We start from the raw sequence: 20,955 nt of genomic DNA, 5'->3' as shown, positions 1-20,955 counted from the left end.
ACAGATGCATTCTAACTTTGCGGGTACAACTGCTTGAGCATAATGCCTCCTAAGGAATGCCATGAGATATTGAACTTGCTACGGTTATCACTAAATGATAGCAGGTTGGCATGAGTGCGCGTGATACGAGTCTTGATGCCCTGCTCGATCTAAACGGCCAAACAATGTTTGTTGGCGAGACGTCTTGTGTCAAATTCGCCGTTAAAGCAGTCACGGCCACGCAGCTACGGCCGCACGGGTTGCGCTCTTCATTGACGTTATACGGACCAGGTGGGGAACGGCTGGTAGGCTTTGACAATGCTCACGCGATCTCAGCAGTGAGTGGCCAGCCGCAAGGCGACGCAAAAGTACGACCACAAACACCGTTTCCGGACATTGAGGCCGTATGAGTTCAGCGACACTGCCACATTACTGGAAGACTTCTGGAGTGACGTCGATGGCGTTTTGAAAGAGGTAGGAGTGATCAAATGACGAAGACGCTTCACGTTGGTATCGCAAGCTATGAGACGATGAAGAGCCGGACCATGGCGATTGCTCGAGGGCAACTTAAGCCGAAAAAGAACGATCCCCAAGTCTGGTTCACGTCCATCGAAAGCTTCGCAAAGGTTTTGTCCGATCGAAATCGGGCTCTCCTTGAGACGATCGTTAAAGAAAAGCCAACATCGATTGCGGAGTTGGAAACGATGTCGGGACGAGCAAAATCAAATCTAAGCAGAACATTACGAACGATGCAGCGATACGGTTTGGTTGAGTTGGAAAAGGGTGAGGGCGGCAAGTTTATCCCCCACGTCACTTACGACCGTATTGCATTGGAGATGCCTGCATACTCCTGACGTTGCGAAACCATGGCGTTTCCGATGTTTGGCAGGATCGTTTGAATGCGGGCATTTCGCTTCATTTCGACAGCGTCAAAGAAGACGTCATTGGCTCGGATCATGTTGAATATCTGCTTGGGGCGCGCACGCTGTTGTCGTTCGTTTGGCCGCTGTTATTCCTGCCCTTGCCAAATCGTGAACTGTTCGGAACAAGAAGGATAACCAACTGCACTGTGATCCTTCATTTTTATTATAAGCTGCCACAACAGGCTTTGAGTGAGATTGTAGCCATCTGCGCTACAATAGAAATCGTTGAAAATTAGCCTCTTATCGGCATTTTCAAAGGAATGTTTGCTGACAACTTTCATTTTTGTACAGGATGCATGTATCTTGCATAATCGCTATTAATCAGTATGATTATATTTGATTAATAGCGGAGGCGTTTATGGAAACTAAGGTACTCACCGCACATGTGCCACTGCCTCTCGCTAAGAAGGTGGATGAATTGGCCAGCCGACTTGATCGTTCGCGTGGTTGGATTGTAAAGCAGGCCTTATCAGCCTGGATCGACCAGGAAGAAGAACGGCATCAACTGACGGTTGAAGCGCTTTCCGACGTGGATGCCCGCAACGTCATTGACCATCAGTCCGTCCGGACATGGGCTGCCAGCCTCGGTACAGAAAAGCCGCTGCCCGTACCGCGTTGATGCAAATCGACTGGACCATAGCAGCGTTGTCCGATCTGGCGCGGCTCTACGATTTCCTGCAGCCGCTCAATCCCAATGCAGCTGCCCGAACGGTGCAATCGCTTACTGCCGCGCCAGAGCAATTATTGCTCCATCCACGCCTTGGCGAGGAACTGGAAGAATTTCACCCTCGCGAAATCCGCCGGATCCTCGTTGGCCGGTACGAGATGCGCTATGAAATTCAAAGTAACTCGATTTATATCTTGCGGATATGGCACACGCGAGAGGATCGATAGCGGAGTCTCTACATCGTTGGATCTGCTGCGCAGTTGCTTACTATCCTGGGCAGGTTTTCGGGACAGGACTGGTTAGGATCTGTCGCTCCCTTGCGGAGAAGCCTGGTCGCACTTCGGTGCCGACGCTGTCCGAAAATTCATCGAACAGGTTCAAGATGACAAGGTCGATCAGCACGATGTCTCCCTTGGTTGGATTCCTGCCAAATAGCTCGCGGCCGCCAACGGTGGCTCGGCGCCTCGCCATCTTCGCGGGCGGCAGCAAGTTCAAGCTCTTTGCTAATACCAACTGAAATGCGGAACTTTGACCGCGTTCACCTGTTCCTCAGTTACCACGAACGTGGATAACTGACGAGGAGGTTGGACAAATGGCAATACCAAAAACACTCGAAACACTGTTTCATGAAACGCTCAAGGACATCTATTACGCCGAGCGGAAAATACTGAAAGCCCTGCCGAAAATGGCAAAAGCTGCAATTGCGCCAGAATTGAAGGCGGCGTTTGAAAAGCATCGGGATGAAACCGAAGTTCATGTCGAACGTCTGCAGCAGGTCTTCGAAATTATTGGCAAGCGCGCGCAAGGCAAAACATGTGATGCGATTGAAGGGATTATCTCCGAAGGCGAAGAGATTATGGATGACTTCAAGGGTCAGCCTGCTCTTGATGCCGGACTCGCCTCAGCGGCTCAGGCTGTTGAGCATTATGAAATGGCCCGCTATGGCACGCTTGCTCGCTGGGCTGGTGAACTCAGCTACAAGGATGCGCAGAAAATTCTTGTGACCACACTTCAAGAGGAAGAAGCGACCGATGCCACGCTAACAGCGTTGGCTGAAGCTTCGCTGAATCCAGCCGCTCAGGCGGCTTGATTCTACGGCCCCGCCCCTCTCTCGTGTAGCGCTGGGCCGCCCTCGCGGGCGGCTCCAGTAACTTCGTTAATCTACGCCATTGCAGGAGCTTTTTTGGCTACCAGATATTTGATGAAGAATTGAAGTGGCAGGCCTGATCTGGCTGGGAGGAAAGCATGACATTAATTATTGAAACGACCGTCGATCGTACAGATAAAAATGGACAGTACGTTGTGGAGTTCCTCAAGGTTGATGGAAACCGGGTTTCGGTGCTCGTTGAACAGGCCGATGAACCGAACCACGACCAGATTATTGCGAAGGCCAATCAGTTGCTGGTTCAATCTTCCCAATCTGCTACCGCAGCGCAATCACAGACCGCTGCCATCGCCCACCCGGAGCAACCCAAAGGTCCAATCGCCGCTCCCAATCCTCTTCTGGAGGACTATGAGCCTGATGGTGAAATAATTCAGGTCGAAGGCGAAGGAATGATTGAACCGCTTAATGAGCAAAACAGAAACTGAAGAGGAGCGCGTGATGCAGATTGTCGATACAACTGTGACGCCGGGCACGACCGGCGGATATGCCCTTATTGAATTTGTGGGTGAGGGCGGAGAATCCGTGTCAGTGACATTAAACTCGCCTGAAAGCGACGACAGTGACATGCTCATCGCACGAGCTAAAGCTGTCATGGTTCAAATTGCAGCATTTTCGAACAGTGAGGAGGATGTGACGAGCAAGGGAGCATCGGGCAGCGGCGACCTGACGTCAGCTTCTGAATTGGGCGAAAGACGCACCCCCGGAAGGGCGGAAGATATCAAAACCTTGAATGAGCAATTGGACGAGGGGCTGGAGCAGAGTTTTCCAGGAAGCGATCCCGTTTCCGTGACAAGCACCACAATTCCCGGGCAGCCAAAACCTGTTTGAAGGTTTTTGGTACCCCAAAGGCTCTGCATCCCAACCTTTTCGCAAAGACACATTACATAGACTTGATAAGGATTATTTATGAACGCGGCGACCGATATGAGTCCTCATTGACTGAAGAAGGACGCTACAGGCTTCTTCTCGACGCCGTCACTGATTACGCTATCTACATGCTCGACAGCGAGGGTATGGTCACAAGCTGGAATACTGGCGCGGAACGTTTCAAAGGATACCGTCCTCACGAAATTATCGGGGAACACTTCTCACGCTTTTATACGGAAGAGGATCGCGCTACCGGGTTTCCTCAGCGCGCACTCGATACGGCCGCACGTGAAGGAAAGTTCGAGGGCGAAGGCTGGCGGGTTCGCAATGACGGTGCCCGCTTCTGGGCACATGTTGTCATCGACCCTATACGTGGCTCCAACGGCGAACTCTTGGGATACGCGAAAGTCACCCGCGACCTTACAGAAAGGAAAGCATCTGAAGATGCACTCCGGCGTAGCCAGGAGCAGTTTCGCATCCTTGTCCAAGGCGTCACGGACTATGCGATTTACATGCTCGACCCGAAAGGCAATGTTGTCAGCTGGAACGCCCGTGCCGAGCGAATAAAGGGTTACTCGCCTGAAGAGATAATCGGCAGCCATTTCTCAAAATTCTACACAGACGAGGATTTGCACGATAACCTCCCGAATACCGCTCTGACGACTGCGGCAAAGGAAGGCCGGTTCGAAAAAGAGGGTTGGCGGGTGCGAAAAGACGGCTCACGGTTTTTGGCAAATGTCATAATCGATGCCGTAAGAAATGAAGCGGGTGAACTTATTGGTTTCGCTAAGGTAACTAGAGATATCACGGAGCGTAACCGCACCCACCAAGAACTTGAGAAGGCGCGGGAAGCATTGTTCCAAGCGCAAAAGATGGAGGCCATCGGACAACTGACGGGGGGAGTTGCCCACGACTTCAATAATTTGCTGATGGCCATTCTCGGTAGCCTCGAACTTCTGCGTAAACATCTGCCTGAAGACCGCCGTGCACAGGCATTGCTCAACAATGCGGTTCTCGCGGCGGAACGTGGTGCCAATCTGACAAAACGCATGCTTGCCTTTGCCAGAAAGCAAGATCTTGAACTGAAGCCAGTCGATGCCGTAACTTTGGTGAGAGGTATGGAGGAGCTACTCCAGCGTTCGCTCGGTCCGACGATTTTGGTTGAAACGCGGTTCCCGCTTACTCTGGACCCTGTCTTGGCTGACCCTCATCAGCTCGAACTTGCCTTGCTGAACCTCATGGTCAACGCGCGCGACGCAATGTCTGTCGGTGGCACGATCACCGTTGCAGGCCGGAAGGAAACGATCGACAAACCGCAGACCGACCTGACACCTGGCGCTTATATATGCCTTTCTGTGAAGGACGAGGGCAGTGGTATGGACGCCGAGACGCTGGCGCGCGCAACGGAGCCGTTTTTTACGACCAAAGGTGTTGGGAAGGGCACAGGTCTCGGGCTGTCGATGGTGCATGGTCTGATGCAACAGCTCAACGGACGCTTGGTAGTGTCCAGCGAACTGGGGCAGGGCACAACGGCAGAGCTTTGGGTGCCCGTTGCCGAGAGAAATCTTTCCAAACAGGTCGAAGCGATCCATTCGCCGATTGAGTTGCCAACGCAGAAGCTGAAGATACTCGCCGTTGATGATGACAGTCTTGTGCTGATGAATACGGTGGCGATGCTGGAAGACCTTGGCCACACGGTTGTCGAGGCGAATTCGGGCAAGAAAGCCCTTGAGTTACTGAATTTGTCTGCGGACATAGACTTGGTGGTAACAGATCAGGCGATGCCTGGAATGTCCGGCACGCAGTTAATCCGGGAGATCAAAACCTCTTGGCCAACGACAAGGGCGATCCTTGCAACTGGCTACTCTGAACTGCCATCGGACGTCGGAAAGGTTCCGCTTCTTACAAAGCCATTCATGCAGAGCAATCTGTCCACAGCCATTCGTGATGCGATGAAAAATATATGATGAAATCTCAGTCCTTGAATTTAAGGCTTTCAGCAAGCCCACAAAATGCACGAGTTATAATGAGCGGGCCCAACGGCGGTCACTAGATCTGCCTGGCGGAACGATATCTGTTATCTTGCATTTTATCTGAGGACAGTGCCGCCGTGTCAACCGGACATAACGGCAGAGCGGACAAGGGAGTTTTTCCGGTTTCCGACCTTGGCCAACGAAATGGCAGGCGAGCGCTTATCCCGTTCGGTAGGCATTGTCCACCCGCTCCGGGCCTTCGTTCATCCCGTCGGGGCTTGGTTCAGGATATCAAGTGTTTTCCCGTCTCGCTGTCCCTGACAAAAGCAGTATAATGCGTCATCGAATATCTCGGCACCGTTTGAGGCTGCACTGAAAAGTGTCATGGATGAACAAAACTTCAAATCGTCAGGCGATCCGAAAATCGCACGCAACGTCTTACCCCGATGGGCTATGGCAAGTTCTGTCATTTCGACTAATCTGGGACCCAATAGGCCATGGGCAAGATAGGCCCGCGCTTCGTCAATTGTTGAGATCCCATAATGTTTTGCCATCGGTGACTTTCCCAACGCTTCCAGTTGGGGAAAGATAAACCACATCCAATGCGACTGTTTCAAACCCGCCTTCAGCTCACGTCTCGCTTTAGACAGAACAGGTTCCTGCGCTTTCACAAACCGACCTAGATTGTAATTGCTGATATCCACCGCGCTGGCTTCCTATAAAGAAAGCTCCGGATCTCGAGATCCGGAGCTTTCCATTCAGTTGTCATTGTCACCAGGTCTGGGTGTTGTACCAATCGTCGACATCACGCTTGGCTTCGTCTTTTGCTTTGCCATAGCGCTCCTGGATTTTTCCCTCAAGCTGCTCACGCTTGCCATTGATCACATCCAGATCGTCATCAGTAAGCTTTCCCCACTGTTCCTGGATTTTGCCCTTAACCTGTTTCCAGTTACCTTCAACACGGTCCCATGCCATGACATTTCTCCTTGTTGTTGATGCATTTATAACTTGAACAGAGGAACAAAGTTCCGACTTGTCTATGCATTTGACGGAGAAATATTTCTCTGGAATAGGATACGGGTAATGCTGAGCTTATGTCGTGACCTTAACTTTTAAGAGATACTTAAACGCTGAGAAACATTCATTTTTTCGGCTAGACCCTTATTACGGAACCTATGAACTGACCGACAGTTACCTTTTAGCTGATCAACAAAGATCAGAACTGACCGGAGGTAACAAATGATCCGTTTCGTTATAGCACTAGGTGCTCTTTCTTTCTTTTCAGCTGCCTATGCGCAGGACACTGGCACAAAACCCGCTACCGAGTTGGAAACACCGGCGGTCGCTACTCCAGACACTGCAAATCCATCTGCTCCTGTCCCCGGCGAGAATAGTTTCACTGAGGCACAGGCTAAGGATCGCATCGAGAGCAAGGGTTACTCCGATATCAGCGGCCTCACAAAAGGTGAAGATGGGATCTGGAACGCTACAGCCATGAAAGATGGAAAACCCTCGACTGTTAAGCTCGACTACCAAGGCAACATAACAGAGACCGCGAAATAATCGCGGTACGCAAAAGAAATAGGGAGATTGTTATGCAGACTGTAACAGGTCTTTACGATAACTACAGTGACGCGAAAACGGCAGTAAATGCGTTGGAAGACGCCGGCATCTCTTCATCGGATATCAGCATCATTGGCCGCGACGGTGAAGAGCACGACAGCAATGCCGGGGAGGGTACGGCGGCCGGAGCCGGCGTCGGCGCAGTCGTTGGCGGAACAGGCGGACTCTTGGCCGGATTGGGTATGCTAGCCATACCCGGTGTTGGTCCTGTGGTGGCTGCCGGCTGGCTGGCGGCGACGGCAGCTGGCGCAGTAGCCGGCGCTGCAGCAGGCGGTGCCGCCGGCGGTATTATCGGCTCCCTCATCACCTCCGGTGTTGATGAAGACGACGCGCATGTGTACGCAGAAGGCGTGCGACGGGGCAGTACACTCGTGTCTGCGCGCGTGGAAGACGAGCACGTCGATGCGGCAAGGGCTATCCTCAGTGACGACAGTGCTGTCGATGTTAAAGCCCGGCGGGGCGTGTATCGTGAAGAAGGTTGGGAACGCTTTGACGAGAACGCGCCTGAATACACGGATGACGATGTCCTCAAGGAACGTGATCGTCTACGTCAGACACGCGACCTGATGCCTTAATTTTTTCTTCCCCATTCAAGCTTCATGCAGGGATGGGGGAGCCTCTCGGAGTATTAGCCGTGGTCATCAAGAACATCAAAACAGCATCAGAAACCCGAGTGGATGCCAAAGGCAGTTTCGCCAAGGGCAAAACCAAATCCGACAATGACGGCGTCCCAAGTGCCAATCCTCGCGTGCTTTCTGGGAAGAAAGATGGCGATGCGACATTTACGGAAAAGGGACTGCCAAGAAAGCGTTAGCCCGCGGATGTTCCTGCCGTTAGTCAAACGCAATGCCATGTCGAGGCAATTTTATGGGAGCAGTTTTGGGATTCGGCCCTCCGGGCAGTTGAGCGGTTCACCTATGCATGGATATGCAGGGGATTTTTACAGGCAGCAGCCCTTGTGCGATGCCTTGGTTTGAGACCGACCGTCCTAACATTTGCAAGCTGGTTGAACACCGACCCGAGCGAACTATATTTACAAAGTTTATGCCGTTAGCTACACCGGAAGATGCGGTCGGGCGTGATCGCAGCGGCAACAATGATCGCTGTGCCGTGCTGATCGTCATGAAATACCGGAATATTCATCTTCTCACGAAGCTGTTCTTTAACTTCGAAACATTCCGGTGCGTTCATATCTTCGAGGTTTATGCCGCCGAAAGTGCGTTCCATTCGTTATTACATCTATGGTCAGCTGGGCTGATTGAGTCGGCCTTGTTTCAGAATTGAAGGCTTATGTCCCTCCTGCCCGGATTGGATAAAAACATCTACTCACCTTGGTCTTCACCGAGCTCCATAAAATTCTTTTATCGGCTGATGTAAACATCCAGCTGGTTTCCGAGGGAGAGACGGATATCTGTGTTTTGCCGACGGTATTGGGCACAGTCGATCTTGATTACAGGGTGATCGTAGGCGCATGATGCAATGCAGGACCGCTATTCCGCACGCTTGTCGCTCCAGGTCGAAACTGCGGAAACTGAGCTAGTTCTGGGCGGATGGTCGTTTAAAAATTGATATGCTCGCAACTTCATCCCTCGTTATCAGATCAGAAGCGACAGTGCGGTCATGAATACCGCTGTTGCTCCGACTTTCCGGACTGCCTCGGCTGTTTCGATCGCCGACTTTTTCGCCTCTTCGATCCGAGCGAGAACGCCATCAACGCGGGCCTTGGCATCTGCCTCGCTCAAACCGGTTCGCAAGGCAACGAGCTGGTCGAGATAGGCGCGATCATCGGCGGGCATTTCACCGGTCGTGGCTGCAGAATGCGGGAGACTTCCGATGCTGCCTGACCTGCCTGTTCCGCATTGGCAGCGGCCGGGCTGCCGGGGCGTAGCAGGCTGTCGACAAAGTAGTTTGCCGAGTCACTGGTTGCGGGCAGCACCTGCAGCAGAAGACGCTGCGCTGGCAGCACCGGATGCTACACTGGAGGCCGCTTGAATACCGGCGCCAATCGTCGAAGAGATCGCAGAACCGAGAACGACAACGAGAAACAATGTTGCAATTGCCCATGAGATGAAGCCATGCGCGGTATCACGGAAATAGACTTCATTTGGTGAACGCCGGACCATTTGGTGCGCAGCCTGCCAGTCAAGTAACCACCGAAAGCAGCTGATACCCTTTGCACGATGATCAGCCCGACGGCTGTAGACACCGCAAACGTTGCGGCAAATGCGCCTTCAGACGCAAATGGTGAAACCATTGTCAGCCCGAACCCCGAACCGAACAGCGTAAGCAAAAGCGTGATTGCAGTCGCGGCGACGGAGCCTGCAATGATTGGCCCCCAACTTACTGCGGACGAGCTAGATTCCGTGGTTGGATCAGCGCCCCCGTTCAAATCTGTGAGGGACATGATGTTCTCCTATCGCATAAACAGAAAGAGGAGAATGATGATTGGAATCGGAATTCCGAGTAACCATAGAAGAATACCGCGGCCTATGGGAAACCTCCTGTAATGACCCATTCTGTCAGGTCACGAATGTTTGAGCTCAACACAGCTGATATTTTAATGCTCTGATGATGGATTAGTTCCATCTGGAATCATTTTCAAAAACACAGTGCACCGCGCTCCGTAAGATTGTTTTGCTAATGCATTTTCACATTTGGTTCGCGTGACCAGATGCGCAACTTTCCAAGCTGCATGATAAACTTCGCGATATCGTCCGGTCCGTTCAGCTGTATGATGCCTTCATCGAGTTGACCCGAAACTCCAGCCTTGTCGAGCAATTTAACTGCTGACGCGTTGTAGCCGATAAACTTGCAATGGGCGAAAGCATCGGCCACGAAATCACGGGCAGTCGATTCCTTGACCAATTCTCCGATGCCTTGCTCTGAGGGCAGCAGAGCCACAGCATCATATAGAACTGACGGGCCGCCATCTATCATTTGATCTGCTTCTACAAACGTTCCATCAGACGCCGTGGCTCCGCTGACCGTCGGCGTGATGACCTCGAAAACAGCTTTCTGGGCTATTACTGCCTTTTGCAAATCTTTCAGTAGCGTCATATCAAATCCGTCGGTCAGCAGAATTCCGAGCTTTCTACCCTCAAATCTTTGGGGCCCGTTCTTGACAATGCTGAGCGCAGGAGAAGGGTCAAGATCCTGACGTGTGGGAACGGCCGCTTCTGCGGCGACAGGCATAGTTTTCAGACCAAGGCCCTTGGCGACCTTTGATGCCAGTGTCTCATCTATGTTCAAAAGATGCGAAACCATCCGTTCACGGATCACCGGAGTTTTTACCTTGCTGAGTTCAAAGGTCAAAGCGGCGATTATGTGCTTTTGTTCCGGTAAAGTTTGCGAGATGAAGAACTGACGGGCTTGGCTGTAGTGATCTGCAAAGGATTCAGCACGCAGCCTTACCTTTTGGCCGGACTCCACGTCAGCAAATGAGCGAAATCCTCTATCAGGTGACTCTCTTGGGCCTTCACCCCATGAATTTGGCTGATAGTTTACCCGCCCAACTGGATTGCGCATTGCCATATGCCCATCCTGCTGGAAGTGAGCAAAAGGACATTTTGGAGCGTTGATGGGAATATGCGTGAAATTGGGCCCGCCGAGCCTTTTCAGCTGTGTATCCAGATAAGAAAAATTACGTCCCTGGAGCAATGGGTCGTTTGAGAAATCAATGCCGGGGGGGACGTTCTGCGTCATGAAGGCGACTTGTTCGGTCTCTGCAAAGAAGTTATCCGGCATGCGGTCCAAAACGAGACGGCCAACGGGGATAGGACGAAGTATTTCTTCCGGAATGATTTTCGTTGAATCCAGAATGTCGAATTCGAAGCTATCGGCAAATTTCTCATCGAACAGTTGCACTTGTAGCTCCCACTCAGGGAACGCTCCCGACTGGATTGCATCCCACAGGTCACGGCGATGGAAGTCAGGGTCGGCACCGTTGATTTTAACCGCCTCGTTCCAGGCGACGGATTGCAGTCCGAGCTTCGGCTTCCAGTGAAATTTGACGAAAGTCGACTCATCCTTCGCATTGACAAGTCGGAAGGTGTGGACCCCGAACCCTTCCATGAACCGGAATGAACGGGGAATGGCGCGATCGGACATTGTCCACATGATCATGTGCATGCTTTCGGGCGTGAGGCTGATAAAATCCCAGAAATTATCATGCGCTGACTGCGCCTGAGGAAAAGCGCGGTCCGGCTCTTCCTTTACCGCGTGAACCATATCCGGAAACTTTATAGCGTCCTGAATAAAGAACACCGGGATGTTGTTCCCGACCAGATCCCAGTTGCCTTCCTGCGTATAGATTTTGACGGCAAAACCTCTGACATCTCGTGCGAGATCAAAGGAACCCTTGCTGCCAGCCACCGTCGAGAATCTGACGAAAGCGGGGGTGCGTTCGCCCGCCCTTTGAAACAGGTCAGCCCGCGTGTACTGGGCCAAGGATTCGTAGGTTTCAAAAAATCCGTGAGCACCATAGCCACGTGCATGAACCACGCGCTCGGGAATGCGCTCATGATCGAAATGAAAAATCTTTTCACGAAAGTGGAAGTCCTCAAGCACAGTTGGTCCCCGTGCTCCTATCTTCAGCGAGTTTTGATCATCCGCTACCGGGCCACCTTGCGCCGTCGTGAGTATTGGAGTGTCGGTCGATGCCAGCTGATGCAGTTCTCCACCCGGACCGCGATGGAGTTTTTGATCATGGATCGTTGCGTTATCTGCCGGCGAACTTTTCGAAGATTTGGGCATTGTAGTCCCTCTATAGTCTAGTGCGGGAATTCGTGGTGATCAGCGCTTGACCTTGGAACCGTCCAAGGCATCGGCAAGTGCGTCAAGATCGGCTTCGGTCTGCATTTCTTGCTGTAGAGTGGCATCCAACAATTCGGCAGCATCTGAGTTACCGAGAGACGCCGCCAACTTCTTCAAAGCTTTATATTTTGCGATTTCATAATGCTCGACCGCCTGCGCACCGGCGGCAAGGCCGAGATCGAGAGCGGGGCTGTTTTTATAATCGGCAATTATTAGCTCGCCTTCTTCAATTATCGCATCTATGCCTGCGCAGGTCTTTGCCACCACGGGTTGACCCGATGTTGCAAAAACTTTTTCGAGGCGACTGACATGCCCTTCAGTCTCCTTTCGGTGTTTATCAAATGCAGCTGTCAACTTGTCCGACGTTGCAGCCGCCGACATCTTAGGCAGGGCTTGCAGAATTTTACGCTCGGCATAAAGGATTTCCTTCAAGCCATCATTGTAGAGGTCTTCGACTGATTTGTTTTGCATGATGCTGGTTCCTTTGCAGTCTTAACCTTGGTTGGAGAGACTGGTTCCCTCGCAGGAGGAAAATATATTCGCCTAAGCTCCGGTCTCACTGTCTCGTGCGGATACAGGCTTAGACTCAGGCGAGCCCTTGAAACGCAGGAAAATGGACAGAACAACCAGCATGGCAGTTGAAAAGAACTCTGACTGCCAGTTCTGGAAAGACTCAAACCAGAACTGGGAACTCGCAAAATGTTCAATCACACTGCGCGTGGCTTCGTGGTGCATGGTGGCTTGGGAGTTGTAGGACGCAGAACTGGCTATTAGATGCCCGACGAAAGAGGCTAAAAATAATATGGCCAAGGCCAGGCCCAGAGAATAGCGATAGATCCATCGGCCCATCGCAGAACGTCTTAGCCAAACAGGATACGACTTGGCCGTCAACTTGTCCTCGGCTGTTGAGGCTTCATCTGGATCACGCGACTCCGCAGATCCTTTTTGGAACAGCAAGGCAGTTAGCATGACGTAGAATGACATTTGCAGCCATTCGCTTTCCCAGTTTTCGAAGAGAGCCGATAGGAAAGACTCATCCATGGTATAGCCAAGCAAAGTTAGGGGAGGCAGACCATGGCTGATGAGCTCAGCATTCTCTTGGTACCAGCCTGAGATCCACATTCCGAGCAAACTACCCAGAAAGGCGAGGGTCAAAACAATTGTCAAACCATTGTTCTTCAGCATTTTTTTCATTTTTTAGAGCCTCCGGGTGGGCGTTAGATCGGCCGCCTCACACTCAACCCCCCTGCAAGGATGCGGTTCCGCCGAAGGCATCGTTTTTATAAAGGGAGGTGGCGCGGCTGCGCTCCAGCGCCATCCCGTGATTGAAATTACCAATCCTCTGTTCCTGCTTGGTTGGGAAGCCGCCTGCCACATGTAACCCACGGTAGATCAGTCGCCGGGAATTCTTTCTCGGCCATACCACAGGAGCGTCAGTTGCGTTGCGCCTTGCGTACGGGAAAAGCGGCTGCAGCAGAACACAGGCATATCTCAGAGACATTGTCGGCTGGTATTTCGACGTTCCCTTGCCGAGCCTGAGAAGCCTCCGCATTGCCATTCAAGCCTGACGCCAGTTCCATAAATCCCGATCGGTGATCGCGTTTAGGCGTGCGGGCTAAAATTTGTTTGCGACCCGAAAGGCCGAATTTGGGCACCGCCAGAGTTGAACCCGGCGTATTCTACAATCGAGTTCCAGGCTGCAGGGAACGCACGAACGAGAAAACCCAAATCGATCCAATCTAAAGAATACCATTTCTGTCGTGATTAAAAATTGCGGCCTAGGCTTTCGGTAACACCGGATCGAGATGAACCATGAGCAAACCTGCTGACCAATTGAGACTAGGCGCATTCCTGTACCCAACGGGGCATCATATTGCGGCATGGCGCCATCCGCAGGCTCAAGCCGACGCCGGCTCGAATTTCGCCCACTATGCCGAACTTGCACGCATTGTCGAAGCGGCGAAATTTGATCTGATCTTCATGGCCGACGGCGTTGGTACGCGTGGCACCGATACGGAAGCACTCAGTCGTACTGCCCTACGTTATGTGGCGCAATTTGAACCGCTGACGCTTCTTTCGGCCCTTTCTGCCCTGACCGAGCGCGTGGGCTTTGTCGCTACGGCGTCGACGACCTACAACGAGCCCTATCACATCGCCCGCAAGTTCGCTTCGCTCGACCATATTAGTGGCGGTCGCGCCGGCTGGAACCTCGTGACTTCAGCCAGTGAGGACGAGGCGCATAATTTCAACCGTGATCATCACGTTGCCCATGCGGAGCGTTACGAACGTGCCGAAGAATTCGCCGATGTCGTTCTCGGACTGTGGGACACCTGGGAAGACGATGCGTTCCTGCGCGATAAGCCCAGCGGCATCTACTATGATCCGTCCAAACAGCATCTTCTCAATCATCGCGGCAAGCATTTCAAGGTGAAAGGTCCGCTCAACGTATCGCGATCACCCCAAGGTCATCCGGTGGTCGTACAAGCCGGCTCATCTGAGCCGGGCAAGGATCTCGCAGCGCGAACCGCCGAAGTCATTTTCACAGCGCACCAGAATATCGAGGACGCCCGTGTATTCTACCGCGACGTGAAGGGCAGGCTTGCCCGCTTTGGGCGTTCGCCGGAGGATCTGAAGATCATGCCCGGCATTTTCCCCGTTATCGGCAAGACCCTGTCGGAGGCCCAGGAAAAATTTGAGCAGATTCAGGAGCTCATTCATCCGGCCGTCGGACTGTCCCTGCTCAATGGCATAGGCGGCGATGTCGACCTGTCGAAATATCCTCTGGACGGACCTCTGCCCGAAGTCACCGAAACCAATGGCAGCAAGAGCCGCCAGAAACTGATTGTTGATCTGGCCCGCCGCGAGAATCTGACGATCCGCCAGCTTTACCTGCGTGTCGCCGGTGCGCGAGGCCATTGGCAGATCGTGGGTACCCCGACGCAAATAGTCGATCAGATGGAAGATTGGTTCACGACCGGTGCTGCCGATGGCTTTAACGTCATGCCGCCGCATCTGCCTGTCGGGCTTACAGATTTTGTCGAGCATATTGTGCCGGAACTCCGACGGCGCGGACTTTTCCGCACCGAGTATGAGGGGCGTACACTGCGCAGCCATCTGGGTTTGCGTGAGCCGCACCATCCGGCTCAGTCAACTGTTGCAGTCGAATAAACCAACAAAGGAGCAACCATGCCGAGCGTTGCACATGTGAAAATCAACAATGTCAGCCGGCGTTTCCAGGTCAATGGAAATACGATCACGGCACTCGATAATGTGAGCCTCGATATAGCGGCAGGCGAATTTGTCACCATTGTCGGAGCCAGCGGTTGCGGCAAGTCGACACTGCTGCGCCTTGGCGCGGGTCTCGATGTAAAGCACGACGGCACTATCGACCACGATGGGGCACGGGTGACCGGTCCCAGCCTTGATCGCGGTATCGTGTTTCAGGAGCCGCGCCTGTTTCCATGGTTGACAGTCGAGCAAAACGTTGCGCTTGGCCTCGAAAACGCACACTTCTCGAAGGCGGAAAAACGCGAACTGGTTGCAAAACAGATCGCGTTGGTGGGCTTGACCGGCTTTGAAAAAGCCTACCCGCACCAATTATCAGGCGGCATGGCACAACGCGCCGGAATTGCGCGCGGTCTGGTCAATCGCCCTGATGTCCTCTTCCTCGACGAACCTTTCGGCGCTTTGGATGCCATCACCAAGGCTCGCCTTCAGGGGGAGTTGCAGGATATCTGGGCCAAGGAGCAGATTACAATGGTGCTCGTCACGCACGATGTCGATGAGGCTGTCTATCTTGGTGACCGCGTCGTGATCATGTCGCCGAGCCCGGGTCGGATCAGGGAAACCGTCACTGTGGATTTGCCGCATCCGCGCGAGCGAACCTCCGCGCAGCTCGCCAGTATTCGCAACCACGTACTTGATATTCTCAATAGCACGACGGGTGGCGACAAGCCGAAGTTCCCGATCAAACAGCCTGCTGCAAAAGAACAGCCGGTTCCCAAGGCAAACCTGATCCATGCCGCCTTGCGCCCAAAACTTGCTAGCCGGCCCCTCTATTCATCGACGGAGATTTGACATGAACCTATCCCACTTCACCCGAAGAGCGCTTTTTGCCGCAATCGCCTTTTCTTCCTTTACGTTTCCGGCTATTGCGGAGGAACCACTGACGATCAACGTCGGTTATGCCGCCATTGGCCTCGACAGCCGGCCTTATTCGGAAGGCACTTCCGCAGCAACAGCGAGAGCGGGCGAGTATCTTGAGAAAGAATTCGCCGGCGATCCGAATATCAAGATCGAATGGTTCTTCTTCAAGGGTGCCGGTCCGGCCGTCAACGAAGCCTTTGCCAACAATCAGCTCGACTTTGCCTATCAGGGCGATCTACCCTCCCTGATCGGCCGAGCCAATGGATTGAAGACCAAATATCTTCTGGCCAGCGGTGCACGCAAGCCCCTATACCTGGCAGTCGCCAAGGATGCCGCGATCAAATCGGTCGCGGATCTGAAAGGCAAGAAAGTCGCCTATCAGCGTGGCACCAATGGACATCTTGCGGCGATCAAGATCCTGGAGGCCAATGGCCTCACCGAGAAAGATCTGCAAGTCATCAATCTCGATAGCGCAGGGACGGTCGCAGCGCTCACAAGCCAGGACATCGATGCGGCATTTGGCGATACAGCACTGATCAATCTCGCCGAAAAGGGCAATGCCAAGGTGATCTACACCACAAAAGGAGACGATCCGCGCTATGGTCGCAATGCCGGTATCGTTGCGCGCGAAGACTTTATCGAAAAGCACCCGGAAATCACCCAGCGTGTCGTGGATGCCTTTGTCAAAGCGGCGCAGTGGTCCTCCGACGAGCCAAATCGTGCGGCCCTCTTCGACCTTTGGCACAAATCTGGCACGTCCATCCCGATCCTCGAAGAATATTTCAGGAACGACAAACTGGCCTATCGTAACTCGCCTCTCATTGATGATCTGCTCGTCTCGCAGTATCGGGAGCAGGGCGTCAAGGCCAAGGAATTCGGTTTGATCCGTCGCGAGGTCAGCACCGACGGCTGGTTCGAGCCGAAATATCTCAATACTTCGCTGCAGAAGCTTGGGCTGCGGAATTTTTGGCAGGCCTATGGGGCAAACGGCAAGCCACTGGGCTCGTAGTACCAAACAAACCTGGCAGACCATCACATGAGTATCGGATCTAACAGCATCATCATCGAACCTGCCTCTGCGCAACAGGTGGACAAGGCACAAACAAAGACGTTTGGAAGAAGATGGGGACTGCACCGTTTTGCGATCGCGCTTGTCCTGCCGGTTGGGCTGCTTATTGCGTGGTGGATTGCCTCGGGGAGGGGCTGGCTGCCGGAGCAGATATTGCCGTCTCCGGCCTATGTCTACTCTACGGCAGTAGACATGATCAACTCCGGTGAAATCTTCTATCATGCAGGCGTCAGTCTGGGCCGCGTGGCGATCGGATTTCTGTTCGGTGCGGTTGGTGGTCTGGCACTCGGCATGGCAATGGGCCTGTCGCAACGGATCGATGATTATGTCAGGCCACTGTTTCTCGCCTTTGCGCAGATACCGACGCTTGGCTGGATTCCCTTGCTCATGCTGATCTTTGGCATTGGCGAAACCTTGAAGATCATCGTCATAGCCAAGGGAGCACTCGTTCCTATGGCAATAAATACCGCTGCTGGCATCCGTTCGGTCCCCGCCAATTTGGTTGAAGTCGGTCATGCCCTGCGTTTCGGCCGTTGGCAGACCTTGCGTCTCATTGTGCTACCCGGAGCGGCACCCTCTATTTTTACCGGTATCCGCTATGGTCTCACGCACTCCTGGACCGCGCTCGTCGGCGTCGAGTTGCTCGCGTCCTCAGAGGGACTTGGCTATCTGCTGGTCTGGGGCAGACAGATGTTCTGGCTCGACGTTGTCATTGTGGCGATGATCGCTATCGGTATTCTTGGCTTCGTGATGGACAAGGCTCTCGATATCTCGGAGACCTCTGTCCAGCGCTGGAAGCACGAGGAGGGCAATTGATGTCACTTATCGCGAACTTCCAAACACGGCGAGCTGTCAAGATCCGGCGCGGTCTGACCATTCCCGTGCTGCTGTTGGTTGTCTGGGAAGTGTCGAGCCGCACCGGTCTGGTCGACTCCCGGTTTTTGCCGTCTCTGGAAGACGTGTTTTTGACCGCAAAGCGTGAGTTGATCGACAACGATCTCATTGGCGAACTCGGAGTCAGCCTCTTTCGCAATGTGGTCGGCTTTCTGATTGGTTCAGCAATCGGGATAGCCTTCGCAACGCTGCTGGCGTTGTCGCGCGCTGCGGACGCGTTGGTCACTCCAACCTTCAACAGCCTCAAGCAGATATCATTGTTGGCCTGGATTCCGCTTATATCGATCTGGTTTGGTTTCGGCGAACAGGCAAAGATCGTTTTCGTTGCTCTTGCCGCGTTCATCCCGGTTGTGCTCAATACCTATGAGGGTATGCGCAACACGCCGCGTGACCTTATAGAAGTCGGGCAGGCATTGAGGTTTACACCGCTGCAACGCATCACCCGCATTTTTCTTCCCGCCGCCTTACCTTCGATTGCGACTGGGGTGCATCTCGGACTGATCTATTCCTGGTTGGCAACCGTCGGGGCGGAATATTTTCTAGCCGTGGGCAGAGGCGTCGGTGGCTTGATCATTGCGGGCCGGGAGCATTTCGACATGGCGCTGGTCATGGTAGGGGTAATCATTCTTGGTCTGGTAGGCTTTACGCTCAACAGACTTGCTGCGGCCGCCGAAGCTCATCTTCTTCGCTGGCGCGTCAGTGCGCATTAGTCTTCCGACTTGGCCACAACAGGAAATTCGATTGATGTCTACACTCGCCAGCGACGGTACCGACACGCCAAAACTACCAAATGCCGACCGGATCAGTACGTTGTTGCAGCAACGTTATGGGACTCAACAGGATTTGGCCGGCCAGCTCCCGGTAACCACGGCAATCGAAACGCTCCTCGCACACCGCAGCATACGGTTTTATCTGCCGCAATCGGTTCCGGCGACAGCGGTGGAGCTTGCGATCTCTGCGGCACAGTCCGCGCCGAGCTCTTCCAATCTGCAGGCGTGGAGCGTATTGGCAGTTGAAGACGGCGACCGCAAAGCGCGGATCAACGCTGTTGCGGGAAATCAAAAGCAAATTGATCAGGCTCCGTTGCTTCTGGTCTGGTTGGCTGACCTATCTCGCTTAAGAAGTATAACCAGGACGCAAGGGTCCCCGGCCGAGGGCCTGGACTATCTGGAGAGCTTTCTTCTCGCCATTATCGATGCCACGCTTGCCGCGCAAAATGCAGTCATGGCCTTTGAATCCCTTGGGCTGGGAACTTGCTATATAGGTGCACTGCGAAACAACCCGGAGGCTATTGCAAGGGAACTGGCGCTTCCGAAGGAGGTCTTTCCGGTTTTTGGTTTGACTGTCGGGTATCCGAACCCAGGAATCAGAACGGACATCAAACCGCGCCTGCCACGATCAACAGTCTTCCACCGCGAACAATACGGAGCCAACGCAGACAGTGCGGATTTCGGCGACTATAACACGATACTGCGTGCCTTTCAAAAATTGCAACTTATGCCGGCAATCGATTGGACTGAGCAAATGAGCAGGCGAATTGGCACGAAAGAAGCGCTGAAAAACCGCGATGTACTGTCAAGTGCAGTCAAATTGCTCGGGTTTCGGATCAAGTAGGATTGCCCAGTTCTTAAAACGTTCGGTTAATTGGCGGAGTGGCTGTCACCCCGCAGGCGACGATAACCACTCTCGCCTATAGTTCTGCCGACAAGTCAGCAGGCGGCGACGCCTTCGCCGCAATTGCTCCGGTTGATCTCCCTATCCTTTGTGGGGCAGGCCTATGGCGCCTGGGCTCATGTGGACAGCGACGGCAACGCAACGTTGGTCATACCGCATTGTCGCCACTCAATCTACCTCATAGTCAAGGCTGCTACGCCGTCTCATTCTCAGTGCATTTTGCTTCGAATGACACCGCTTGATGCTTTGGTGGCAGTGGACGCCGACCGCCGGCTCAGCAGACTGCGCCAGTCGATTGGTCCTGATGCAATACCGATTCCGATAAAAACAGCCAGAAGCCCGATGATCAGGTGTGCTCCCGTCGATTCGCCGAGGAGGACAACGCCGAAGATCGAAGCTGTTACCGGATTCACCGCAACGGACACAGCAACGAGCGTGGGAGTGGTTCTGCCAAGTGCATAGGCCCACAGGAAGAAAATGCCAGCTCCACATACGATTGCGAGATATCCGCTCGCAATCCATTGCGGTGCGCTCAGCACGTCGAGTTGTGCAAGACCACCAGTCAGAGCCGACAAGGCCGACAGGCACGCCGCGCCCACGCCCATGCCGAAGGCGGCAAATGGGATCGGTCCCGAGCGGGATATGAACGGACGGGACCAGACGTTGTAAAGCGCCATGCAGAATGCGGCCGCTAGCATCAGGGTATCGCCTCGCCATGCGTCCGGTGGTGTGGTTGTCGTGCCGATGCCGAGCGCAATAAATACACCACCCATTGCAACGAGGACGCCGATCATTTTGCGCATTGTTGGCCGTTCGACCCTCAAGATTGCGCTGGCGACCATGGTGAGCAGCGGCAATGTCGAAAGCGCCAAGGCGCCCCGCGAGGCGGTCGTGTAGATCAGGGCCACGTTGAAAAGCACGGGAAACAGACCAAAGAACAAGAGACCCAACGCAGCCGTGCCGAGCCAGTCGTGTTTGCTCGGCCATCGGTCGTGCCGCCAAACCGCTATCGCCAGCAGGACCAGGAAACCGCCGCCAAAACGAATGGCCCCAATCGTCAGCGGATCGAGCGTGCCCGCAAGATAGCGTGTGGCGCCGATCGCTGTACCGCCGATTGCGCTGGACAGAACTGCCGCAAGGACGCCAAGAATTTCCATACCGCC

27 protein-coding genes are annotated in these 20,955 nt (G+C 53.6%); 18 read left to right on the top strand and 9 right to left on the bottom strand.

The window, feature by feature from the left end:
- Positions 1-110: 110 nt before the first annotated feature.
- The 9 genes from V9K95_RS18265 to V9K95_RS18225 all read left to right on the top strand — a co-directional run bounded on the left by V9K95_RS18265 (position 111) and on the right by V9K95_RS18225 (position 5,568).
- Positions 111-389, top strand: coding sequence for a hypothetical protein (locus V9K95_RS18265; RefSeq protein ID WP_336441694.1), 279 nt, complete (start codon positions 111-113; stop codon positions 387-389).
- 78 nt (positions 390-467) lie between these two features.
- Positions 468-833: an HVO_A0114 family putative DNA-binding protein gene (locus tag V9K95_RS18260; protein ID WP_336441695.1), complete on the top strand. Its 366-nt coding sequence runs from the start codon at positions 468-470 to the stop codon at positions 831-833.
- Positions 834-874: 41 nt separating this feature from the next.
- A complete protein-coding gene (locus tag V9K95_RS18255) occupies positions 875-1,138 on the top strand; it encodes a hypothetical protein (RefSeq protein WP_336441696.1) in 264 nt (87 codons plus the stop codon).
- Positions 1,139-1,260: 122 nt separating this feature from the next.
- Positions 1,261-1,521 (top strand): CopG family ribbon-helix-helix protein, encoded by a 261-nt coding sequence (locus tag V9K95_RS18250; RefSeq protein WP_336441697.1) that lies wholly within the window; start codon positions 1,261-1,263, stop codon positions 1,519-1,521.
- Positions 1,521-1,796 (top strand): type II toxin-antitoxin system RelE/ParE family toxin, encoded by a 276-nt coding sequence (locus V9K95_RS18245; RefSeq protein ID WP_336441698.1) that lies wholly within the window; start codon positions 1,521-1,523, stop codon positions 1,794-1,796. The genes V9K95_RS18250 and V9K95_RS18245 overlap by 1 nt, the downstream gene beginning before the upstream one ends.
- Before the next feature lie 365 nt (positions 1,797-2,161).
- Complete coding sequence (locus tag V9K95_RS18240) at positions 2,162-2,659, top strand: YciE/YciF ferroxidase family protein (protein WP_336441699.1); 498 nt, start codon at positions 2,162-2,164, stop codon at positions 2,657-2,659.
- 155 nt (positions 2,660-2,814) lie between these two features.
- Positions 2,815-3,159, top strand: a complete 345-nt coding sequence (locus V9K95_RS18235) for a hypothetical protein (RefSeq protein WP_336441700.1) — start codon at positions 2,815-2,817, stop codon at positions 3,157-3,159.
- Positions 3,140-3,562, top strand: a complete 423-nt coding sequence (locus V9K95_RS18230; protein WP_336441701.1) for a hypothetical protein — start codon at positions 3,140-3,142, stop codon at positions 3,560-3,562. The genes V9K95_RS18235 and V9K95_RS18230 overlap by 20 nt, the downstream gene beginning before the upstream one ends.
- A gap of 107 nt (positions 3,563-3,669) precedes the next feature.
- Positions 3,670-5,568, top strand: coding sequence for a hybrid sensor histidine kinase/response regulator (locus V9K95_RS18225; protein WP_336441702.1), 1,899 nt, complete (start codon positions 3,670-3,672; stop codon positions 5,566-5,568).
- Between the two features lie 269 nt (positions 5,569-5,837).
- On the opposite strand, the gene V9K95_RS18220 is transcribed toward V9K95_RS18225, so the two are convergent.
- On the bottom strand, positions 5,838-6,278 hold the full coding sequence (locus tag V9K95_RS18220) for a DUF1810 domain-containing protein (protein ID WP_336441703.1): 441 nt from the start codon (positions 6,276-6,278) through the stop codon (positions 5,838-5,840).
- Between the two features lie 67 nt (positions 6,279-6,345).
- Positions 6,346-6,549 (bottom strand): CsbD family protein, encoded by a 204-nt coding sequence (locus V9K95_RS18215; protein ID WP_336441704.1) that lies wholly within the window; start codon positions 6,547-6,549, stop codon positions 6,346-6,348.
- A gap of 267 nt (positions 6,550-6,816) precedes the next feature.
- Between V9K95_RS18215 and V9K95_RS18210 the strand changes: the two genes are divergently transcribed.
- Genes V9K95_RS18210 through V9K95_RS18200 form a run of 3 tightly spaced genes read left to right on the top strand, consistent with a single transcriptional unit; the run spans position 6,817 to position 8,011 of the window.
- Complete coding sequence (locus tag V9K95_RS18210) at positions 6,817-7,137, top strand: PepSY domain-containing protein (protein WP_442958590.1); 321 nt, start codon at positions 6,817-6,819, stop codon at positions 7,135-7,137.
- 32 nt (positions 7,138-7,169) lie between these two features.
- Positions 7,170-7,772 (top strand): general stress protein, encoded by a 603-nt coding sequence (locus V9K95_RS18205; protein ID WP_336441706.1) that lies wholly within the window; start codon positions 7,170-7,172, stop codon positions 7,770-7,772.
- Positions 7,773-7,831: 59 nt separating this feature from the next.
- A complete protein-coding gene (locus V9K95_RS18200; protein WP_336441707.1) occupies positions 7,832-8,011 on the top strand; it encodes a hypothetical protein in 180 nt (59 codons plus the stop codon).
- A gap of 236 nt (positions 8,012-8,247) precedes the next feature.
- Here the strand turns inward: V9K95_RS18200 and V9K95_RS18195 are convergent, their stop codons facing one another.
- From V9K95_RS18195 to V9K95_RS18170, 6 genes are all read right to left on the bottom strand, one after another.
- The gene (locus V9K95_RS18195) at positions 8,248-8,424 is read right to left on the bottom strand and encodes a hypothetical protein (RefSeq protein ID WP_336441822.1); all 177 of its coding nucleotides are present in this window, start codon (positions 8,422-8,424) and stop codon (positions 8,248-8,250) included.
- Positions 8,425-8,792: 368 nt separating this feature from the next.
- Positions 8,793-8,993 (bottom strand): hypothetical protein, encoded by a 201-nt coding sequence (locus tag V9K95_RS18190; protein ID WP_336441708.1) that lies wholly within the window; start codon positions 8,991-8,993, stop codon positions 8,793-8,795.
- A 120-nt stretch (positions 8,994-9,113) separates the two neighbouring features.
- Complete coding sequence (locus V9K95_RS18185; RefSeq protein WP_336441709.1) at positions 9,114-9,320, bottom strand: hypothetical protein; 207 nt, start codon at positions 9,318-9,320, stop codon at positions 9,114-9,116.
- A gap of 514 nt (positions 9,321-9,834) precedes the next feature.
- Positions 9,835-11,949 carry a catalase gene (locus V9K95_RS18180; protein ID WP_336441710.1) on the bottom strand — a complete coding sequence of 705 codons (2,115 nt, stop codon included), beginning with the start codon at positions 11,947-11,949 and terminating at the stop codon, positions 9,835-9,837.
- 39 nt (positions 11,950-11,988) lie between these two features.
- A complete protein-coding gene (locus tag V9K95_RS18175) occupies positions 11,989-12,480 on the bottom strand; it encodes a YciE/YciF ferroxidase family protein (RefSeq protein ID WP_336441711.1) in 492 nt (163 codons plus the stop codon).
- A gap of 72 nt (positions 12,481-12,552) precedes the next feature.
- Complete coding sequence (locus V9K95_RS18170) at positions 12,553-13,203, bottom strand: DUF6766 family protein (RefSeq protein ID WP_336441712.1); 651 nt, start codon at positions 13,201-13,203, stop codon at positions 12,553-12,555.
- Between the two features lie 618 nt (positions 13,204-13,821).
- Here V9K95_RS18170 and V9K95_RS18165 point away from each other — a divergent pair.
- Genes V9K95_RS18165 through V9K95_RS18140 form a run of 6 tightly spaced genes read left to right on the top strand, consistent with a single transcriptional unit; the run spans position 13,822 to position 19,732 of the window.
- The gene (locus V9K95_RS18165) at positions 13,822-15,177 is read left to right on the top strand and encodes an LLM class flavin-dependent oxidoreductase (protein WP_336441713.1); all 1,356 of its coding nucleotides are present in this window, start codon (positions 13,822-13,824) and stop codon (positions 15,175-15,177) included.
- Positions 15,178-15,195: 18 nt separating this feature from the next.
- The gene (locus tag V9K95_RS18160) at positions 15,196-16,086 is read left to right on the top strand and encodes an ABC transporter ATP-binding protein (protein WP_336441714.1); all 891 of its coding nucleotides are present in this window, start codon (positions 15,196-15,198) and stop codon (positions 16,084-16,086) included.
- A gap of 1 nt (position 16,087) precedes the next feature.
- Complete coding sequence (locus V9K95_RS18155; RefSeq protein ID WP_336441715.1) at positions 16,088-17,164, top strand: ABC transporter substrate-binding protein; 1,077 nt, start codon at positions 16,088-16,090, stop codon at positions 17,162-17,164.
- A gap of 27 nt (positions 17,165-17,191) precedes the next feature.
- Entirely contained in the window at positions 17,192-18,040 is an 849-nt protein-coding gene (locus tag V9K95_RS18150; protein WP_336441716.1) for an ABC transporter permease, read from the top strand.
- Positions 18,040-18,828 carry an ABC transporter permease gene (locus V9K95_RS18145; RefSeq protein WP_336441717.1) on the top strand — a complete coding sequence of 263 codons (789 nt, stop codon included), beginning with the start codon at positions 18,040-18,042 and terminating at the stop codon, positions 18,826-18,828. The genes V9K95_RS18150 and V9K95_RS18145 overlap by 1 nt, the downstream gene beginning before the upstream one ends.
- A 34-nt stretch (positions 18,829-18,862) precedes the next feature.
- Positions 18,863-19,732: an NADPH-dependent oxidoreductase gene (locus V9K95_RS18140; RefSeq protein ID WP_336441718.1), complete on the top strand. Its 870-nt coding sequence runs from the start codon at positions 18,863-18,865 to the stop codon at positions 19,730-19,732.
- 269 nt (positions 19,733-20,001) lie between these two features.
- Here the strand turns inward: V9K95_RS18140 and V9K95_RS18135 are convergent, their stop codons facing one another.
- Entirely contained in the window at positions 20,002-20,949 is a 948-nt protein-coding gene (locus V9K95_RS18135; RefSeq protein ID WP_336441719.1) for a DMT family transporter, read from the bottom strand.
- Positions 20,950-20,955: the final 6 nt, after the last annotated feature.

This window comes from Phyllobacterium sp. CCNWLW183 (assembly GCF_037203775.1).
GTDB classification, from domain to species: Bacteria; Pseudomonadota; Alphaproteobacteria; order Rhizobiales; family Rhizobiaceae; genus Phyllobacterium; species Phyllobacterium ifriqiyense.
This window is presented reverse-complemented; position numbering and strand designations above follow the sequence as displayed.